Below are 19,049 nucleotides of genomic sequence, written 5' to 3'. Positions count from 1 at the left end.
AGATAAATCGGTATCTGGCGTTGCGGAAAATGGGATAATGGCTGGCGATGGTCTGAGCGAGTTCGACGCGGTTCTCGCCATTGCGCAGCGAGGCTCATTTCGTGCGGCCGCCCTGGAACTCGGCCTCTCGGCTACCGCGCTGAGCAATCTGATCGGCAAGCTTGAGCGACGCGTGGGCGTCAGGCTGTTCAACCGCACGACCCGCAGCGTCTCGTTGACGGACGCCGGGCAGACCTTCGTCGAACAGATCCGGCCCGCAGTCAGGACGCTGCACGCCGCGATGAGTACCGCGCGTTCCCAGGTGGAGACGCCGTCGGGCACGCTGCGGATCAATGCGTTCGCCACAGGCGCGCGCGAGGTTCTGAGTCCGCTGCTCATCCCATTCTTGAAGCGGTATCCGCAGGTGCACATCGATCTGGTCACCGAAGGACGGATCGTCGACATCGTCGAGGCGGGCTTTGATCTGGGCCTCAGAAGCGCTGACCTCGTGCCAAGCGACATGATCGCCATACCCGTCGGACCGCCACGCAGCTTCGCGGTGGTGGCGTCACCGACCTACCTGGCGGCCAATGGCAAACCCCAGGTGCCTCCCGATCTCCTCCGACACGCCTGTTTCAGAATTCGGCTGCCGAATGGGGCGCTGCATCGGTGGCAGTTCCGAAAGGACGGCGGTACCCTCCAGATCGACGTCGAGGGCCCGTTGACCCTCGACGAGGCGAGCCTCGCCAAAATTGCGGTTCTGGAGGGAGTGGGGATCGGCTATTTCATGGAGTCTGACGTGCGCGCCGACATTGAAGCGGGCCGGCTTGTCCGAGTTCTTCAGGAGTGGACGCCGCCGCTCGCGCGCTTGAGCCTATATTATCCCAGCAGGCGTAATCCCTCCGCCGCATTCAAGGCCCTGATCGACTTGGCGCGCGAAGTCGGCTGAAAAAATCACTGTAACCTGCCGTCTCGTGGGAATATCCGGATTGAGATGCCTCAAACACGCTGCTGAACGGTAAGAATTGGGTCCTATTTGCCAACGCTGAGACCTCGGACGATCACCTGCGTCAGGTTTTCAAGATATTTGCGACTCGCGCGCTGCCCAAGCACCGCAATGCGCCAATACAGCGGGGCTGCCAGCAGGTCGGCGGCAATCGCGCGGTCGACTGTGTCGGGAAGCTCCCCGCGCGCGACCGCGCGGGCGACAACGTCGTACGCTCGCGCCCGGCGTGCCTCTTGAAACGGTCGCACTGCCGCGGAGAGCGCGACGTTGCGCTCAAGCTCGGCATGGATGTCCGACACGATGCGTCGAATGGTCGGGTGGCGCAACACCCGGCGAATGGCCAATAACAGCGCCAGCACGTCCGCCTCGAACGAGCCCTGGTCGTCAATCTCAGTAACCGTCATGCCGACCTGCGGCAAAAGGTCCGCCGCCATCGCTGCCTTGTCCGGCCAGCGCCGATACAGCGCCGCCTTGCCCGACCCGGCCGCTCGGGCGACCCGCTCGAGGCTTAGATCGGCATAGCCGACCCGTGCCCATTCCGCGAAGAACGAGCGCGTTAGTGCGTCGGTGACGTTGGCCCGCTGCACGGCTGCTCCGGAGAGCTGCCGCGGTCCCGAGGCGACGGAACGCTTGCGTTCCATCCGCAATCTCCTACATCAATGAGACGGTGGCGTCTCGACGCATAGGAGATACGGGATGACGGACAGAGTGCAAGACTTTCCGACGATGCTGCGCGAAGCGCTCGGCGACCGCCTCGCCGCTGATCAGACGGGGTTCGTCGACATGCTGGCCGAGGACGTGGTGATGGAGTTTCCGTTTACGCCCCCTGGCCTGCCGCACCGGCTGGAGGGTCGAGACGGGAGCTCCATACGATCAGCGTTACCTATCGGTCATCACGACCGGCGGCGGACGGATCGTGCACTATCGCGACTATTGGAGTCCGTTGGTGGTCGTGCGTGCGCTCCTGGGGAACGATGCGGCGAACGCGGTCGCGATGAATGGGGTGTATGGTGCCTGAGCGAGTCCTGGTCACCGGCTCGACCGGCACCACTGGCAGGTTGCTCGCGAATCTTCTGCGCGGCAGGGACGCCGAGGTAATCGCGGCGACGAGGCGGGCAGAGCTGCCAGGGCAAGTCTGGTTCGACTGGTCCGATCCGGCCAGCTTTGCACCGGCGCTCAACGGGGTCGACGCCGCCTATGTCGTCGCCCCGACCGACCGTGTCGATCAGCTGCCCGTCATGCGTCCGTTCCTTGAACACGCTGCCGAGCGGCTACCGGGTGCAATCGTGCTACTTTCCGCCGCGTCGCTGCCGCCGGGCGGACCAATGATGGGAGGGGCACACGCCTGGCTGCGCGATCATGCGCCACGCTGGGCGGTGCTCCGGCCGAGCTGGTTCATGCAGAACTTCACTGGGCAGTATCTGCCGTCGATCGTTGCCGAGGGGCGCCTCTACTCCGCAACAGACGATGGTCGCGTGTCGTTCATCGACGCCGCCGACATTGCTGCGGTCGCCGCGGCGGCATTGCTGACGCCGGAAGCGGCGTCGGGAGAGCTGGTACTGACCGGCCCCGAGGCGTTGACCTATCACGAGGCAGCGTCGGCGATCACCGAGGTGATCGGCCGGCCGGTGCGGCACTGTAGGCTGAGCGTCGAGGCGCTGGCCGACCGCTACCGCTCATTCGGCTTGCCGGGGGACTATGCCGATCTCCTTGCGGGGATGGACGGGGCGATCGCGCGAGGCTCGGAAGACCGAAGCACAACCACCGTCGAAGATGTCACCGGCCGACCGCCAACCTCACTGGCTACATTCCTTGCCGAAAACCGGAAAAGCTTCACGAGCAAACCAAGCTGAACGGATGTCCGGTCGTCAACAACCGGCCGGGTCGCTATGAGCGTCTAATTTTGGGTCAGATTGTCACTGGATTGTCTGTTCGGCAGTTCAAGAACCCCAAGGCTCTGCCAAATCATTACCCTCATTGGTCACTTCAATGTAGTCGATTGTAAGGAGCGGATCACCGTCTGTTGGGCATGTTCACGCTGCCCAGTCTGGGCAGCGTGGCGACAAAACACGTTTCCTCCGGTGTGGAATGCGCGAGCGTGACCTCGCCGCCGTGGCCGCGCAGGATCTGGCGGGCTAGGGCAAGGCCGACGCCGCTGCCGGTGGGCTTGGTGGTCATGAACGGGTGAAAGATCGCGTCCGCCTGCGCCGGGGGGATGGACGGCCCGGTATTGGCGATCGCGATGGTGACCGTGTCGGGCCGGGTTTCGACGCTAAGCGTGACGCGCAGTGCGGCCGGGTCATCGGCCGCCTCGACCGCATTCTGCAGGATGGCCCAAAGGGCGGCAGACAGCTGATCGGCGTCTGCCAACAGATGAACCGGGCCATGTGAAGCTACGACATGCAGTGGTAGCGTCGGCCAGCGCGCGGCGAACAGGCGGGTGAGATCGTCGAGCAAGTCGGCGGTGGCCAGCCGGCAGCGCTCCGGTGCGGGCAGGCGGGCGAGGCTGCGATATGCATCGCCGAAGCGTTGCAGGCCGGCGGCGCGGCGGGCCACCGTGGTCACCGCCTCGCGCACCGCATCGTGATCCGGCTGCGCATCGCCGAGCATCGCTGCCGCCGTTTCGGCGAGTGACGCGATCGGTGTCAGCGCGTTGACGATCTCGTGGCTCAGAATCCGGACGAGTTCACGCAGCGCCGCCGCTTCCGCTGCCTTGAGTTCGGCGCCGATGTCGATCAGCGCGCCGACATGCGCGACTTCGCCGGCGAGGGTCAGCGTGCCGACGGCCAGCGCAAAGGGTTCGTCGTCGATCGTCACCGTCGCGGTCCGGCCGGGCATGGTACGGGTGATCGCCTCGACCAGCGCGGGCGGCGGCGCGGGGATTCTGTCGTCACTGGCGAACAGGCGACGGGCGGCGCGGTTGACCGCGTACAGCGCCCCCGCGCGATAGGCGACGAGCGGCGCGGGCGACAGATCGAGATAGGCGATGAGCCGCTGGCGCTCCTCCGCATCGGGGACCGGCGGCGGCGGGGGCAGCGGTAGCGGGACGGTCTGCGCGGCGACGACGGCGTTGACGCCGGTCCAGGCGGCGACGAGCAGCGCGACGGTGGCGGTGGCGTAAAGGCCGCTGCCGATGCTGGACGACGCCGACGCGCCCGCCCCGGCGATGACGAGCACCCGGACGGCGGCCGCGACGCGGTCAGAGGCCATAGCGCGCCATCCGCCGATAGAGCGCGGCGCGGGTCAGTCCCAGTTCGGCGGCGGCACGGCTGACATTGAAGCCGTGCCGCTGGAGCGCGGCGGCGACCAGCGTCTCCTCGCTGCGGGCGAGGTTCAGACTGGCGGCGAGCGCACGCGGCTGCGCGGGATCGGGCAGCAGCGCGAAGTCTGCGACATCGAGCCGTTCGCCGGTGCCAAGCAGCACTGCACGCTCCGTCGCCTGGCGCAGGCCGCGGATATTGTCGGGCCAGGCGTCGGCGGCGATGCTACGCTCCGCCTCGACGCTCAGCACCCGCAGCGGCCTGCCATGGCGCGCCGCGAACAGGGCGGCGAAATGGCGGGCGAGCAGCACCGCGTCGCCGTCGCGCGCGGCCAGCGGCGGCAGGTCGCATTCGATCGTGTTGATCCGGTAGAGCAGATCCTCATGCAGCCGCTCGCGCAGGCCCGCCCTGTCGAGCCGCGAGGTGGCAATCAGGCGCAGGTCGCGCGTCTGATCGAGCCCCCGCACAAGCGCTCCCTGGAGCGCCGGTGGCAGCCGGTCGACCTGATCGATCAGCAAGGTGCCGCCGACCGCCTCGGCCAGCAGGGCCGGGATCGCATCGGCATCGATGCCGGTCGCGTCCAGCGTCACCAGTGGCCGCTCGGCACGCGCAGAGCCGCGATGCGCAAGTGTCGCAGCCAGCGTCTTGCCGGTGCCCGCCCCTCCGCGCAGTAGCAGCGGCGCGTCGGTCGGCGCGATACGCGCGATCAGGTCGCGCACCGCAACGATCGCGCCGCTGTCGCCCAGCAGCAGCGGCGCTTCGCCACCGGGCAGCGAAGGCGCGGTGGCAAGCTTGGCCCGGCGCAGCGCAATGCCGCGCTCGACGGTGGCGGTCAGCCGGGCATTGTTCCACGGCTTGATGATGAAGTCGGCGGCGCCGCCGCGCATCGCCTGCACCGCGACCTGGATGCCGCTATGCCCGGTGACGACGATCACCACCGCATGGCGGTCCGCCGCGACCAGCCGGTCGAGCAGCGCGAACCCCTCCTCGCCGCTGGTGTGGCCCCGCGCAAAATTCAGGTCGAGCAGGATGACATCGGCCGGATGCTCGGCCAGCCGCACCCAGGCGGCGGCGGGATCAGGCGCGTGCGCCACCGTCATTCCCTGCCGCTCGAGCAGCAACTGCGCGGCGCGGGCGATGTCGGCGTCATCGTCCACGACCAGGATATGCGGTGATTCGGTTGACATAGCATAGAGACCTGTTCGGAAATGGACAGTCGCTGCAAGGGCTTTCCGGGGGGCGGCCGGCATTTTGTAAAAGTGCATGTCGGACCAGTGACTTAGGATGATCGATGGTGTCCGGGCTACACTGCCCGCATGGTCGACACATCTTCCTCCACGATCAGCGGCGCGGGCATGGACCGGCGGATCGAACGTCCGGGGCGCAAAAGGCGCAAGCTGATCGTGCGCGTCTCGATCGGCGTGGCGGTGCTCGCCGGCGCGCTCCTCCTGTGGTGGCTGATGCCGGGCGGCAACAGCCTGGCGGTCGATGCGCAGGCGATCCGCACCGGCACCGTCACGCGCGAGGCGTTTCGCGACTTCGTACCGCTGCGCGCCGAAGTCGCCCCTTTGCGCACCGTCTTCGTCACCGCGCAACAGGGCGGCGCGGTCGCCGAACCGATCGCCAGCGACGGCACGATGGTCGCGGCGGGCACCCCGCTGGCGCGCCTGTCCAACCCCAGCCTCGAACTCGATGTCGCAAGCCGCTCGGCGGGGATCATCGGCCAGCTGAGCGCCAATAGCGGTGCCGAATTGTCCGTGCAGCGCACCCGGCAGGACTCGGCGCGCGACCTTGCCGATGCGCGCAACGCGCTTTCCAAGGCGCAAGGCGTTCTGCGCCAGAAGCAGACGCTGTTCGAGAAGGGCTTCGTCACCGCAGCGGCGATTGATCCGCTCCGCGAAGAGGTCGTCTATCAGCAGAGCCGCGTCGCCGCGCTAGCGAGCGGCCAGGCCCAGGCGAACGGTACGCTGGCCGACCAGTCGCGCGGGATCGCCGCGACCGCGCGCGAACTGCGCGAAAGCCTGGCCATGGTCCGCGCCAGCCTCGCCGCGCTGACACTGCACGCGCCGGTCGCCGGGCGGCTGACCGCCTTCACCATTCAGCCAGGGCAGATGATCAAGCCGGGCGACACGGTCGGCCAGATCGATTCCGAGGGGCAGTGGAAGCTCGTCGCCGACGTCGATCAATTCTATCTCGGCCGCGTCCGCACCGGACTGGCCGCACGCGCCGACCTCGACGGCAAAAGCTATCCGCTGCACGTCATCCGCATCCTGCCGCAGGTGACCGAGGGGCGGTTTCGCGTCGAACTCGGCTTCGACGGCGCGGTGCCAGCCGGCCTCAACCGGGGGCAGACGCTCGACACGCGCCTCGTCCTCGGCGCCGACCGGCCGGCGATCGTCGCGCCCGCAGGCGGCTGGTTGGATGCGGGCGGCACCACCGCCTTCGTGATGGACGGCGACGGCCGCGCGGTGCGCCGCACGATCCAGACCGGCCGCCGCAATCCCGACCAGGTCGAAGTCACCGGCGGCCTGGCCCCCGGCGAGCGCATCGTGATCACCCCCCTCACCACCTACGCCCCCTACCAGACCCTCATCATCCGATAGGAACCGCCATGATCCAGCTTCAGGACGTCAGCCGCACCTATGCCTCCGACGAGGTGGAGACCACCGCACTGGGCGGCATCGACCTGCACATCGAAAAGGGCGAGTTCGTCGCCATCATGGGCCCGTCGGGCTGCGGCAAGTCGACTCTGCTCAACATCCTGGGCACGATCGACCGGCCGAGCGGCGGCCGATACCTGTTCGAGGGCAAGGACATCGCCAAGGCGCCGGAGGCCGATCTGGCCAGGCTGCGCCGCGACCGGCTGGGCTTCGTGTTCCAGAGCTTCAACCTGATCGACGAGCTGACCATCGCCGAGAATGTCGCGCTCGGCCTCGCCTATCGGTCGATGCCGGCGCGCGAGAAGAAGGAGCGGATCGCCGCCGCGATGGACCGCGTCGGCATCGCCCACCGCCAGCGCCACCACCCGCACCAGCTGTCGGGCGGCCAGCAGCAGCGCGCCGCCATCGCCCGCGCGATCGTCGGCGAGCCCCGGCTGATCCTGGCCGACGAGCCGACCGGCAACCTGGACACCGCCAATGGCGCGCAGGTGATGGAGATCTTGCAGCAGCTGAATGCCGAGGGCGCGACGATCGTCATGGTCACGCACAGCCCCGCCCACGCCGACATCGCCCGGCGCACCGTCCATATGCTCGACGGCCGCATCCTCGCCTCCGCAAGGCTTGCGGCGTGATGCTCCGCCGCGCCGCGCCTGCACGCAACGACGGTCTTATCGTCGTGCTGCTGCTCCTCGTCCTGCTGCTGGTGCTGCGCGTCGTCGCGCAGACCAAGCCCGCCGCCTGAAGGTGATCGCCATGTCCTTTCCGGCCTCCGCGCTGCTCAGCTTCTACCGCTCGCTCACCCGCCACCGCCTGTTCGCCCTGCTCAACATCGGCGGGCTGGCGCTGGGTATCGCGGTGTTCCTGGTGCTGTTCCTCTATGTCCGGTTCGAGACGGGCTATGATCGGTTCATGCCCGGGGCGGACAAGCTCTACATCATCCAGGAACGCTATTTCATGCCGGGCCTGTCGGACACGCCTTCGCCGTACACGATGGGGGGGGAATGGACGCATTTAAAGGCGGATTATCCGAACTTAGTGGGAACGCGCCTGTTCCAGCGCAACGCGATTGTCCATCAGGGCAACAACGTGACCAGCGAGGCGCTGGCGGCCGTCGACGCGAACTTCTTCGCGCTGCTCCGCTTTCCGGCCATATCGGGCGATCCGGTCAAGGCGCTGGCGGACCCGGACGCCGCCGTCATCACGCAGGAGGTTGCGGCAAAATATTTCGGCAGCGAGCCAGCGATCGGGCGCACCATCACCTTCGCCGTCGAGGACAAGATGCTGACCTATCGCGTCGGCGCCGTAATCGAGAACATGCGCGACGACAGCAGCGTGCAGGACGACATCTATGTACAGCTGGTCCCCGCGCGGTTCGCCAACGAATGGTTCGAGCATTGGGGCAGCACGTCCCTGACCACCATCCTGCGCTTCCCCGACGCGGCTGCGGCCCATGCCTTTGAGGGCGAGCTTGGCGAGTTCGCCAAGCGCCACGTCTTTGCCGCGGGCGATATCAAGCCGGGCCAATGGCAGCAGTCGCTGCGCCCGCTGGTCGACAATCACCTGTACGATCCTGCCGATCGGGCGGCGGTGACGACCCTCGGCGTCGTCGGGCTGCTCACCTTGGTGATCGCGATCGTCAATTACGTGAACCTCGCCACCGCCCGCTCAGGCCTGCGCGCCCGGGAGGTGGCCATCCGCAAGGTGCTCGGCGGAACGCGCGCGGCACTCATGCGCCAGTTTATGACTGAAGCGGTGGCCACGGTCGCGCTCGCCGCCGTGCTCGGCCTCGCCCTTGCGGAACTGTCGCTGCCGCTGGTCAATGCCGCGGGCGGAACGACGCTGGCGGTCCATTATCTTGGCGCGGGATCGATTCTGCCGCCGCTCCTCCTCATGGTGCTGACCGTCGGGCTTGTCGCCGGAATCTATCCCGCCCTGGTGCTCGCCCGGTTCCAACCCTCGGCGGTACTCGCCTCCGCCCGCGCGCCGGGTGGCGGGCGCGCTGGGGCGCGACTGCGCGCGGCTCTCGTCGTCGGCCAGTTCGCGATCGCGATCGCCTTTGGCATCAGCACCGCGACGATGCTGGCGCAGGCCGCCCATGTCCGCGACGCCGATCTGGGATTTCAGCGGGACAGCCTGTTCATCGTCCACTCGTTCGAGTTCGTCGACGATGCGCAGCGCGCCGACGTTCTGCGCGCTTTGGCGGCTCTGCCTGGTGTGTCCTCGGTGACGTCGGCCCAGAATGCGCCTGGCAGTCAGGACATGACCAACAACACGGTCATGTATCTGGCGGGGAAGCCCGAAAGCAGTGGTCGGTCGATGATGCACGTCGCGACCGGCGATCGCTATTTTGAAACATTCGGCGCTCGGTTGATCGCAGGGCGGCTGTTCGACCGTGCCCGTCCCGCTGACGACTTTTCCGTCCATCAGCGGGGTAGCAAGACGCCCTACGGCGTCGTCATCAACCGCACGGCGGCCGCGGATCTGGGCTTCAGCGATCCGGCTACCGCCATCGGCAAGACGATGCTGGGCAACGGGACTCAGACGATCATCGGGGTTGTCGACGACTTGCGCTTCCGTGGTCCCCGCGAAGTGGTTGGCGGCATCGTCTATCGTTACGAAAGCAAGCCGTTCCCCAGTGCCTTCGCGATCGTCCGCTATAGCGGAGCTCCCCATGCCTTTCGCGATGCGGTGGAAGCGATGTGGAAGCGCGTCGCACCGGCGGTTCCCTTCGGGGGACGCTCCGTCGAGGAAAATCTCTACCGCGCCTATTACCAGCAAGACGCACAGCGCGCGAACCTGTTCACCATCGGCGCAGTGCTGGCTGTACTGATCGGCTGTATCGGCCTTTACGGCCTTGCCGCTTTCGACACGGCGCGGCGGATCAAGGAGATCGGCATCAGGAAGACGCTGGGCGCCTCGACCGCCGACGTGCTGCGCCTGCTGATCGGGCAGTTCATGCGGCCGGTCGTGCTCGCCAACCTCATCGCCTGGCCGATCGCCTTCGTCGCGATGCGGCGCTGGCTGGGCGGGTTCGACGATCGCATCGCGCTGTCACCGCTGGTCTTCCTCGGCGTCGCGCTGGTCGCGGTCGTCATCGCCACGGCGACGATCTTCGCACAGTCCTGGCGGGTCGCCCGCGCCGAGCCCGCTCACGCGCTGCGCTACGAATAAGGGGAACGCGCCATGTCCTCCATCCTCACCTCGCTCTACCGCTCGCTGGCCCGGCACCGGCTCTATGCGACCCTCAATATCGGCGGGCTCGCGCTCGGCATCGCGGTGTTCCTAGTGCTGTTCCTGTTCGTCCGGTTCGAGACGCAATACGGCCGCTGGGTACCGGGCAGTGACCGGCTGTGGATGGTGCACAGCCACATCGTCCTGCCCGACTATCCCGACGGTTTCGACAACCCGTCGACGGCGGACCAGTTCGTCCCGTTCCTGCAAAGCGAAAGGCCGGAGATCAGGGCGACGCGGTTCAAGACCGAAACGGTTAGCGTCCGCAACGGCCAGGGCGCGGTCGCGAAGGAACTGATGCGCGTCGATCCGTCCTTCTTCCGGCTGATGCCCTATCCGGCGGTTGCGGGCGATCCGGTGCGGGCGATGACCATGGCGAATAAGGCCGCGATCACCGAGGCGATGGCGCGCACCTATTTCGGCGGCACCGCCAATGCGGTCGGCCGGACGCTGAGCTTCACCTCGGCCGGCAAGCGCGTCGATGTCCTCGTTGCTGCGGTGCTGCGCGACCTGCCGCCGGATACCGACTTCACGGCGGACCTGTTCGTGCCGATCGCGGCGCCCGATCCGGCGAAGGACGGCTGGGGCTTTGGCGGGTCGTCTGTGCTAGTGCAACTGCCGGACGCGGCGGCGGCCAAGCGGCTGGAGGCGGACATGCCAGCGCTCATACGCCGCCACCCGATCCCCGAGGCGATGACGGGGACGAAAGCGACGCTCCAGTTCGTGCCGCTGTCGTCGCTGCATCTCCAGCAATCCTCGTCGCGGACGGTGGTGACGACGCTGGGGGCGATCGGGATCGTCACGCTGCTGATCGCGCTGGTCAATTACGTCAATCTCGCCACGGCCCGCGCCGGATTGCGGGCGCGCGAGGTCGCGATGCGCAAGGTGCTGGGCGCGACCCGGCGCGCGCTGGTGGTGCAGTTCCTGGGCGAATCGATCGCCGCCGCCGCGCTGGCCGGGCTGGTCGGGCTGGCGCTGGCGGAACTGGCGCTGCCCGCGATCAACGCGGCGGGTGGCACGGCACTCGCGATCCATTACGGCGGCGCGCAGTCGATCCTACTGCCGCTGGTGCTGCTGGTGATCGGTACGGGGGTGATGGCGGGCCTCTATCCCGCGCTGCTGCTGTCGCGTTTCCGCCCGGCCGCGGTGCTCGCCTCGACGCGGGCGCCGGGGGGCGGCCGGGCGGGGGCGCGGCTGCGCCAGACGCTCGTCGTACTGCAATTCGCCATCGCCGCGGCGCTGGGCGCGGGCACCGCGATCCTGGTCGCGCAAACCTGGCATGTCCGCTCGGCCGATCTGGGGTTCGACCAACGCGGGCTGCTGCTGATCCCGTCGCTGGGCGACCAGGCGCTCGACCCCGGACGGCGGCTGCGGCTGCTCGAGGCGATCCGCGCCGTACCGGGCGTGACCGCGGTATCGTATAGCAGCTTCACGCCAGCGGGAGGCACCTATGCCATTCGCACGCTCAAGAGCCCGAATGGCGCGAAGGCGCCGCTATCGATCAGTTTCACGCAGGTCGGCGACCATTTCCTGAAGCTGATCGGCGCGCGGTTGATCGCCGGGCGCGATTTCGACCCGCGCTTCGGCGGCGACGACAGCGGCGCGAAGTCGCGCCCCGGAGTGATCATGTTCAGCAACGTGATCCTCAATGCCGCAGCGGTGCGCAAGCTGGGCCTCGGTGCGCCGGAAAAGGTCGTGGGCAAGTCGCTGGATGACACCGAAAAAGAGTCCCAGGTCGTCGGCGTGATCGACAATCTGCGCTTCAACGGGCCGAGGAACGGCGAGGATGCGATGATGTATATCTGGCGACACGAGCCGCCGGACCATGCGGTCGGCTTCGTCCGCTACACCGGTGCGACCGGCGCGACGCTGGCGGCGATCGAACGGGTCTGGCACCGGCAGGCGGCGACCGTGCCCTTCGAGGCGAAAACGGTCGAGCAGGCGCGGTATGAGGAATATATCCGCGAGGACGCCCAGCGTATGCGGCTCTTCGCGATGGGCGCGGTGCTGGCCGTCGTCATCGCGTGCGTCGGCCTGTACGGGCTCGCTGCGTTCGACACGGCGCGGCGGGTCAAGGAAATCGGGATCAGAAAGACGCTGGGCGCCTCGACCGCCGAGGTGTTGCGGCTCCTGATCGGGCAGTTCCTGCGGCCGGTGCTGGTGGGGACGGTGCTGGCGGCGCCGATCGCTTATTATGCCATGCGACAGTGGCTGGCCGCGTTCGCCGACCGGATCGCACTATCCCCGCTATTCTTCGTCGCGGCCGGCGCCGCGGCGGTGGCGATTGCTGCGGCAACGGTAGCGGGGCAGGCATTGCGCGTCGCCCGCGCCGAGCCGACGCGGGCGCTGCGCTATGAATAGATTGGGTTATCGTCGAACCGACGTACCGGCTTGCTCCAGAGCAGCGCTGTGTGGCCATTTCGGTCGCCTGAGCTATGCACGCATCGCTGTCAGTGCCGCAAACTTGCCTGGTGTTTCTGGGATCATCCTCCGGTTGACTGCTAAACAGTAGGTAAACGGGGAAGAAACACGTCTTCAATCAGCCATGTGCAGTTGCTTCGACAGCACCCGGGCGCAAGATCACCTTAGGCGAACGGAACCGCGCGACGGTTGCTGCATGGCGGATCAAATCAATCAAGGCGGAAGAGGTGTACGAGATTCGATGGGGGCATCGGCCGCAATTAACGAACGGCTGGAATTGGTGAGCCGTCCAGATGGAGCGCATGTCTGCTTCTGGGGCCTCGCGGCGAAGGGGAGGGCGGCTGACGTGATGGGTTGGACGGCCCCTGCACCAGCGTAGCTGTGCAATGATGTGGTCGTTGAGCCATGTGTGGACGACCCCTGCGGTGCAAGAGCTTTCGTGCGGCGATGAGCACCGGTCGGGTGCATCCATGGGTTCGGCCTGTTCGTGCAGCACCTCATGGCTGCTGGCCCTGATGAAGTCCGCGGATCGGATCCCTAATCACGTCATCGCGCTCGAAGCGCTCTGCTCCCCTGGGTTTGTTCGATCCCCGGTCTGACCGGTTTGTCATCACCATTCAGCTGCCCTTACACCATCCTGTCGGCTGCTCTGCGGTCGGCGAGGACAGCGGTCACGCGGCAGCCGCCGCGTAGACCTCCTTGCGCGCCATCACCGCCCAAGCGATGCGCGCTGTCTTGTTGGCGAGCCCGACGGTCGCGATTTTCACCGGCTTGCGCTCGAGCAGTCGCGCTAGCCACGGCTGTCGGCTGGCATCCTTGCGCGCCATACGCATCACCGCGGTCGCGCCGACGACCAGCAGCTTGCGGAGGTACCCGTCGCCCTGCTTGCTGATGCCGCCAAGCCGCTCCTTTCCGCCGGAGCGGAATAGCGATGCATCGGGTACAGCCGCGGCGATCGCCGACGCGGTGATCGGACCGATGCCGGGAATGGTCGCAAGCCGGCGGCTGGTGTCATCGGCACGGTGCCAGGCGAGGATCAGTGTCTCAAGCCGGTTGACCTCGCTTGCCAGCGATCGCAGTTGAGCACCGGTAGTATGCAGCGCTGACCGGGCATATGCTGGCAGCTTCTCTTGCCCCTCGTGAAGGAGCTTCATGAGCGCGGTGACACCGCCGGGCCCCTTGCTGGTGACGATCCCGTACTCCGACAGGTGTGCCCGCAGCGCATTGATCAGTGCGGTTCGCTGTCGCACCAGCAGATCACGGGTCTTGTGGAGCATCAGCACCGCCTGCTGATCGACGCTCTTTACCGCCACGAACCTCATCGTCGGCCGGGTTACAGCCTCGCACATCGCCTCGGCATCCGCGGCGTCGGTCTTCCCGCGTTTCACGCATGGCTTAACATAGGCCGGCGGCATCAGTCGGACATCATGGCCCAGCGCTAAAAGCTCTCAGCCCCAATGGTGCGCCGACGCGCATGCCTCCATCCCTACCAGGCACGGCGGCAACGACGAGAAGAACTTCAGTACCTTGCCGCGCCGGAGCTGCCGCCGCACCAACACCTTTCCATCAGCACCAATCGCGTGGATCTGAAACACGTTCTTCGCCAGATCGACACCGACGGTCACGACATCCTGCTGCATGGATCGACTCCTAGACGTGGCTCAACGACCACATCATTGCACAGCTACGCTGGTGCAGGGGCCGTCCAACCCATCACGTCACGGCCAATGCCGAGAGCCTTGCGGGCATCTTTGATCGATAGGGTGTAGCGGTCAGTCATAGTGTGCTGCTCGTCCGCCCGATCCCTATGATCCGCGGACGAGCAACAACTAGTTCGAAATCTTATGCAGCCGTTCGCGGCTATTCCCGGTAACTCAGGAGCCTTCCCAAACCTCACGATCCTGGCGGGAGCACTCCACCAGCTTGTCCCAAGCCAAGTCCACCGCATAAGCGGCGCTGCTGTCGGCAAACGCGTCCTCGTTGCATTGGTCTATTATGTATTCTTTAAGGACATTGCGGCTTGGAAATTTCGTCCAATCAATCTTATCGACGCCAGATTGATAGATTATGTTTAGCCAAAATTCTGCCCAGCGCGCTTCGTGCAACTTCCGTCCACCGACGCCGGCCCGGCTTGATTTTCCCATGAGGTGTTCGAGCTGGGATTCTTCAAAGTGGACATTCTCGAGGGCATAGTCCCAAAAAGGATCCGCAGGATTTTACCTTCTATCCAAAATAAAATTCCCATCATTCCATTGCCGGCGTCTTGTTTCAGTGGGCCAGTGATAGCTTCCATGTCAATAATCTGCCGGAAGTTCGACATTTGTGCTGATAACATTTTTCAGTCTTATTATCCTTTACCATTCATCGGAAGGATTCGCCTTTCTAGAGCGTTTTCCGGTCCTTCTGAATCGTAGAGGATTCACACCGGCGCGGTTTTTTGATTCAGGCTTTGAGCCGGGTCAGGAGGCCGGCACAGATGCCGCGAGTACTGTCACAGGATCTTCGGGAGCGGGTGGTCGCCGCAATTGGTGGCGGGATGTCATGCCGTGCTGCGGCAGCGCGGTTCGGGGTGAGCGCCGCCAGCGCGATCCGCTGGCGGCAGCTGGTCGTTCGGCACGGCACACCGGCAGCCAAGCCGCAGGGCGGCGATCGCCGTGCGGCCCGGATCGACGCACACGCAGCCTTCATCCTCGCCGCGATCGAGGCAAAGGACGACATCACGCTGGTGGAGTTACAGGCGTTGCTCGCCGAACGCGGCACGCCCGTCGGGATCGGGACACTGTGGCGGTTCTTCGACCGGCATCGGATCACGCGCAAAAAAAGACAGCGCACGCCACCGAGCAGGACCGCCCCGACATCCTGAAGCGCCGGGAAGAGTGGTTCGATGGCCAGTTCGATCTCGATCCCGAACGCTTGGTCTTTATCGACGAGACCTGGGCGTTCACCAACATGGCGCGTCGCCACGGTCGCTGCCGGCGCGGCGAGCGGCTGCGCTCGGGCGTGCCCCACGGACACTGGAAGACCACCACCCTCGTCGCCGGCCTACGCCGCACCGGTATGGTCGCGCCGATGGTGCTCGATGGTCCGATCAACCGCGATGCCTTCGTTGCCTATGTTCGCCAGGTGCTGGTGCCCGGCCTCTCACCTGGCGACATCGTCATCATGGACAACCTGTCGAGCCACAAAACGCCCGCAGCGCGCGACGCCATCGAAGCGGCGGGTGCCAGGCTGCTCTTCCTTCCGCCCTACAGCCCCGACTTCAACCCGATCGAGCAGGCCTTCTCCAAGCTCAAAGCGCACCTGCGCAAGGCTGCCGAGCGCACTATCCACGGCCTGTGGAACGCCATCGGCCACATCCTCGACCTGTACTCACCACAGGAGTGTACCAACTACTTCGCCAACGCCGGATATGACGCAGACTGATCGGAAAACGCTCTAATTTCCCATAATGTGTCGCACCTCGTGACGAGATCCCCGCTGTGCATGGCGTCGATGATCAAGGTTCGCGCCTGATATGTGCCGCCGACGTGCTGTGCGAGATAATCTACTGCATCGCCAGCGCTAACGTAGCAAACGCCTTCGTTCTGACTTTCTTTCATGAGATCCTCTGATATCGGAAGTCGGAGGTTGCTAGGTCCACTGTTGACGGCGTCAATCCGGTGCGGACCAAACAAGAAAGCTGCCCAATTTTGCATCAAATGCCGTCTGCGATCCACCGCAGTTCCTCGGCGGTGCACACGTTCTGCTTTGTTTTGAATGGTATGCGCTAGAGCCTGTTCGATAATTTCGCGCGGAAAGTCGGTGCGATCTCCTGCCCAATCGCGAAAGGTCGAGCGAAATCCATGCGTGGTGATGTCGCCGTGGCCCATACGGCGCAGCAGCATTGCCATGGCCATGTTGCTGCGCGCTGCACCCGCTACGCCAAGCACAGGGTCGGTGCGCTTGCGATTGCCGGCTGGAATCCGGTCCAATACCGCCATGGCAGCATCGCTTAGCGGCACGATGTGCTCGGTACCTGCCTTCATACGTTCGCCCGGCACCACCCACAGCTTGTTCTCGATGTCGATCGCGCCCAGGGCTTCACCACTGCGTGCCGCCGTCAGGATGGTGAACTCCAGGCACCGCGCCGCTAGGGCAGTGCGGTTACGTAGTTGCGCCATAAAGGCGGGGGCATCGTGATAGGCGAGCGCCGCATGGTGATGACGAGTGACCTTGGCCTGTGACGGCAGCAACACCTGCAGATGTCCACGCCACGCGGCTGGGTTGATGGCATCTCGAGGGCGCAGCTTGCGCGCCATGGCCGCTGCCAGGACCTTCTCGATCCGGCCTCGCACCCGTTTGGCGGTTTCCGCTTTGGTCAGCCAGATGGGCTCGAGCACTGCCAGCACGTCATCGGTCGAGATGTCGGCTAGGGGCTTGGCCAATAGAGAGCCCGCGTGATCGCGAAGGCTGCTGCGCCACTGCTGCCGGTGAATAGGGCTTTTCCAGCCATCTTCAACACTGGCGATATATTGGTCGGCAAACTCGCCGAACGTGAGGGGCGTGAGGGCGGGTTCAGCGGGCTGAGGGTGTAAGGCATCTGCCAGCACGGAGCGGGGGTCTTTGCCCTCGGCCATGGCATCACGCATCTGCTGCGCCATTTGGCGGGCGGCGGCCAGCGGGCGGTTAATGACCCGGCCCAGGCCAATCTCGATACGCTTGCCCCCTTGTGTCACCATAAACACCCATGACTTCGATCCGGCATTGGTGATCCGGAAATAAAGGCCGCCGCCGTCGGCATATCGACCCGGCTCCTTGATGGATGCGACCTGTCTTGCGATCAGCTTATTCAGCGCGTGAGCCATGTCGTCCGTCGAACCTTTATGATGCCCAAAGTCGTGCCCAGTTGGTGCCCATATTGGTGCCCATTTTCAACTTGGCTTGCCGCTAAACTCGACGAACGGTGACGAACAAGGCAGACGTCTGAGCGGTGCTACCATGCTGTATAAAAAAGAAAAAATGGAACTTCTTTGGGCGTTGGTGATCATGGGCGAATTGAATGGTTCTGAGGGCTCCGTCTCCGCCATAAATTCGTAAATTCGACAGGGAAGAGCCTGGAACGCGTATTCCGAGTTCGTTGAATCGTGCCGGTTCTGTCGGAGACTTGCGGTCCTGAGAGCAAGGTGCCGTAGGAATCGGCGGGGATTGCTGCGCATCGATTGCCGATGATCAATGCTCTCCGACGTGGGTGGCCGGGACCTGCTGTTCCAGCTGTCCTGCGCATCCTCTGCTATGGTCGCGCCAAGCCACATAACTTGGTAAAGCGGCCATGAGATTGCCTCATGCCTAGCCGGAAATATGATGCGTTGTGGCGGGCGGCGACCGGTGGGAAGCTTCGGGCCAGCATCATCTGGCGGAGCGTTTCATGAGACGTGTTCATCTGTCGATCCTGTCGATGGCGGCATGGCTGACCATGGGCTGTGGCGCGTCGGGCCTGGATGCTGCCACGAACGCGCAGGCCAAGGCGCGGGCGAGCGCCGGTCCGCCGCCGGTGGTGCAGGGCGTGTGGCAGGCACCCGCCGGGCTGAGGCAGGTGTCGATCTGGCCGGGCCCCGCGCCGGACGGCACTTTCCGCCCCCAACCGCCCGAAGGCGTCCAGACCTATGACGATCCCCAGGGCATAAGCGGTCGGTCGCAGGCGGTCGTCAACATCGCGGTGCCGACCATGACGATCATGCCCGCGCTGGGGCATGCCAACGGCACCGCCATCATCGTGTTTCCCGGCGGTGGTTTCCAGAAGGTCTTCATCGACCTGGAAGGCACCGAGATCTGCCATTGGCTGACCGCCAAGGGAGTCACCTGCATCGTCTCCAAATATCGCGCGCCGGGCGGCAACGACTTTTGGGACGACAAGACCCGACGCCAGATCACGCCCGCCATCCCGCGCGCGCTGCAGGACGCACAGCGGACGATCCGGCTGGTCCGCGCCAAGGCGAAAGAACTGGGCATCGATCCGCGCCGGATCGGCGTGCTGGGCATGTCGGCGGGCGGCTATCTGGTCGCACAGACCAGCAATATCCTGGCGCGGACCTATCGCCCGGTCGATGCGGTCGACCGGATCAGCAGCCGCCCCGACTTCGCGGTCGCGCTGTATCCAGGGCATATCTGTCGCGACGACTCGAACTTTGACAAGACGCTGCCGGTCACCGCCGCCGCGCCGCCGACCTTCATCGTCCAGGCTTGGGACGATCCCGTCGATCCGGTGTGCAATAGCCTGATGTATGCCCGCGCGCTCGACAAGGCGGGGGTGTCGACCGAACTCCATCTGTTCGCCAGGGGCGGCCACGCCTTTGCGATGCGCCATGCCGCCGAGCCCGTGGGCCTGTGGCCGCAGCTGGTCGAACGCTGGATGGAGCAGATCAAAATGCTCTGAGCCTTGCGGATGGAACAAAATGGCGCGACGATACGTTTTAGTTAGTTGACTGAAATCTTAATCTATCCCGTATAGCGCTC

13 protein-coding genes and 1 pseudogene are annotated in these 19,049 nt (G+C 65.5%); 8 read left to right on the top strand and 6 right to left on the bottom strand.

Going from position 1 to position 19,049, the window contains the following annotated elements; genetic code table 11:
- Positions 1-37 precede the first annotated feature (37 nt).
- Complete coding sequence (locus SSA01S_RS06865) at positions 38-928, top strand: LysR family transcriptional regulator (protein ID WP_061779776.1); 891 nt, start codon at positions 38-40, stop codon at positions 926-928.
- Positions 929-1,011: 83 nt separating this feature from the next.
- Here the strand turns inward: SSA01S_RS06865 and SSA01S_RS06860 are convergent, their stop codons facing one another.
- A complete protein-coding gene (locus tag SSA01S_RS06860) occupies positions 1,012-1,626 on the bottom strand; it encodes a TetR/AcrR family transcriptional regulator (protein ID WP_061779775.1) in 615 nt (204 codons plus the stop codon).
- 366 nt (positions 1,627-1,992) lie between these two features.
- Here SSA01S_RS06860 and SSA01S_RS06855 point away from each other — a divergent pair, with 366 nt between their 5' ends.
- Positions 1,993-2,838 carry an NmrA family NAD(P)-binding protein gene (locus SSA01S_RS06855; RefSeq protein ID WP_244885604.1) on the top strand — a complete coding sequence of 282 codons (846 nt, stop codon included), beginning with the start codon at positions 1,993-1,995 and terminating at the stop codon, positions 2,836-2,838.
- Between the two features lie 160 nt (positions 2,839-2,998).
- Here the strand turns inward: SSA01S_RS06855 and SSA01S_RS06850 are convergent, their stop codons facing one another.
- The gene (locus tag SSA01S_RS06850) at positions 2,999-4,195 is read right to left on the bottom strand and encodes a sensor histidine kinase (protein WP_061779774.1); all 1,197 of its coding nucleotides are present in this window, start codon (positions 4,193-4,195) and stop codon (positions 2,999-3,001) included.
- Positions 4,185-5,432 (bottom strand): sigma-54-dependent transcriptional regulator, encoded by a 1,248-nt coding sequence (locus SSA01S_RS06845; RefSeq protein WP_061779773.1) that lies wholly within the window; start codon positions 5,430-5,432, stop codon positions 4,185-4,187. The genes SSA01S_RS06850 and SSA01S_RS06845 overlap by 11 nt, the downstream gene beginning before the upstream one ends.
- Positions 5,433-5,561: 129 nt before the next feature.
- Between SSA01S_RS06845 and SSA01S_RS06840 the strand changes: the two genes are divergently transcribed.
- From SSA01S_RS06840 to SSA01S_RS06825, 4 genes are all read left to right on the top strand, one after another.
- Positions 5,562-6,848, top strand: coding sequence for an efflux RND transporter periplasmic adaptor subunit (locus SSA01S_RS06840; RefSeq protein ID WP_240954709.1), 1,287 nt, complete (start codon positions 5,562-5,564; stop codon positions 6,846-6,848).
- Between the two features lie 8 nt (positions 6,849-6,856).
- Positions 6,857-7,537 (top strand): ABC transporter ATP-binding protein, encoded by a 681-nt coding sequence (locus tag SSA01S_RS06835; protein WP_061779772.1) that lies wholly within the window; start codon positions 6,857-6,859, stop codon positions 7,535-7,537.
- Positions 7,538-7,658: 121 nt separating this feature from the next.
- A complete protein-coding gene (locus SSA01S_RS06830) occupies positions 7,659-10,076 on the top strand; it encodes an ABC transporter permease (protein ID WP_061779771.1) in 2,418 nt (805 codons plus the stop codon).
- A gap of 12 nt (positions 10,077-10,088) precedes the next feature.
- On the top strand, positions 10,089-12,497 hold the full coding sequence (locus tag SSA01S_RS06825) for an FtsX-like permease family protein (RefSeq protein ID WP_206378955.1): 2,409 nt from the start codon (positions 10,089-10,091) through the stop codon (positions 12,495-12,497).
- Positions 12,498-13,228: 731 nt separating this feature from the next.
- Here the strand turns inward: SSA01S_RS06825 and SSA01S_RS06820 are convergent.
- Positions 13,229-14,197 (bottom strand): annotated as a pseudogene (locus SSA01S_RS06820) (IS110 family RNA-guided transposase).
- Between the two features lie 234 nt (positions 14,198-14,431).
- Complete coding sequence (locus SSA01S_RS06815) at positions 14,432-14,662, bottom strand: hypothetical protein (protein ID WP_156477696.1); 231 nt, start codon at positions 14,660-14,662, stop codon at positions 14,432-14,434.
- A 371-nt stretch (positions 14,663-15,033) separates the two neighbouring features.
- Between SSA01S_RS06815 and SSA01S_RS19040 the strand changes: the two genes are divergently transcribed.
- Positions 15,034-15,980, top strand: a protein-coding gene (locus tag SSA01S_RS19040) for an IS630 family transposase (protein WP_156477695.1) whose coding sequence is annotated in 2 segments (ribosomal slippage) — positions 15,034-15,370 and positions 15,370-15,980 — 948 coding nt in all. Because the reading frame shifts where the segments join, the coding sequence is not laid out codon by codon here.
- On the opposite strand, the gene SSA01S_RS06800 is transcribed toward SSA01S_RS19040, so the two are convergent.
- On the bottom strand, positions 15,947-17,401 hold the full coding sequence (locus SSA01S_RS06800; RefSeq protein ID WP_061779768.1) for a tyrosine-type recombinase/integrase: 1,455 nt from the start codon (positions 17,399-17,401) through the stop codon (positions 15,947-15,949). The two genes, SSA01S_RS19040 and SSA01S_RS06800, sit on opposite strands and share 34 nt — an antisense overlap.
- A gap of 560 nt (positions 17,402-17,961) precedes the next feature.
- Here SSA01S_RS06800 and SSA01S_RS06795 point away from each other — a divergent pair.
- Complete coding sequence (locus tag SSA01S_RS06795; protein WP_206378939.1) at positions 17,962-18,969, top strand: alpha/beta hydrolase; 1,008 nt, start codon at positions 17,962-17,964, stop codon at positions 18,967-18,969.
- Positions 18,970-19,049 lie beyond the last annotated feature (80 nt).

Source organism: Sphingomonas sanguinis NBRC 13937 (genome assembly GCF_001591005.1).
In the GTDB taxonomy this organism is placed as follows: Bacteria; Pseudomonadota; Alphaproteobacteria; order Sphingomonadales; family Sphingomonadaceae; genus Sphingomonas; species Sphingomonas sanguinis.
The sequence above is the reverse complement of the archived record's forward strand: the minus strand, read 5'-3'. Positions and strand labels throughout refer to the sequence as shown.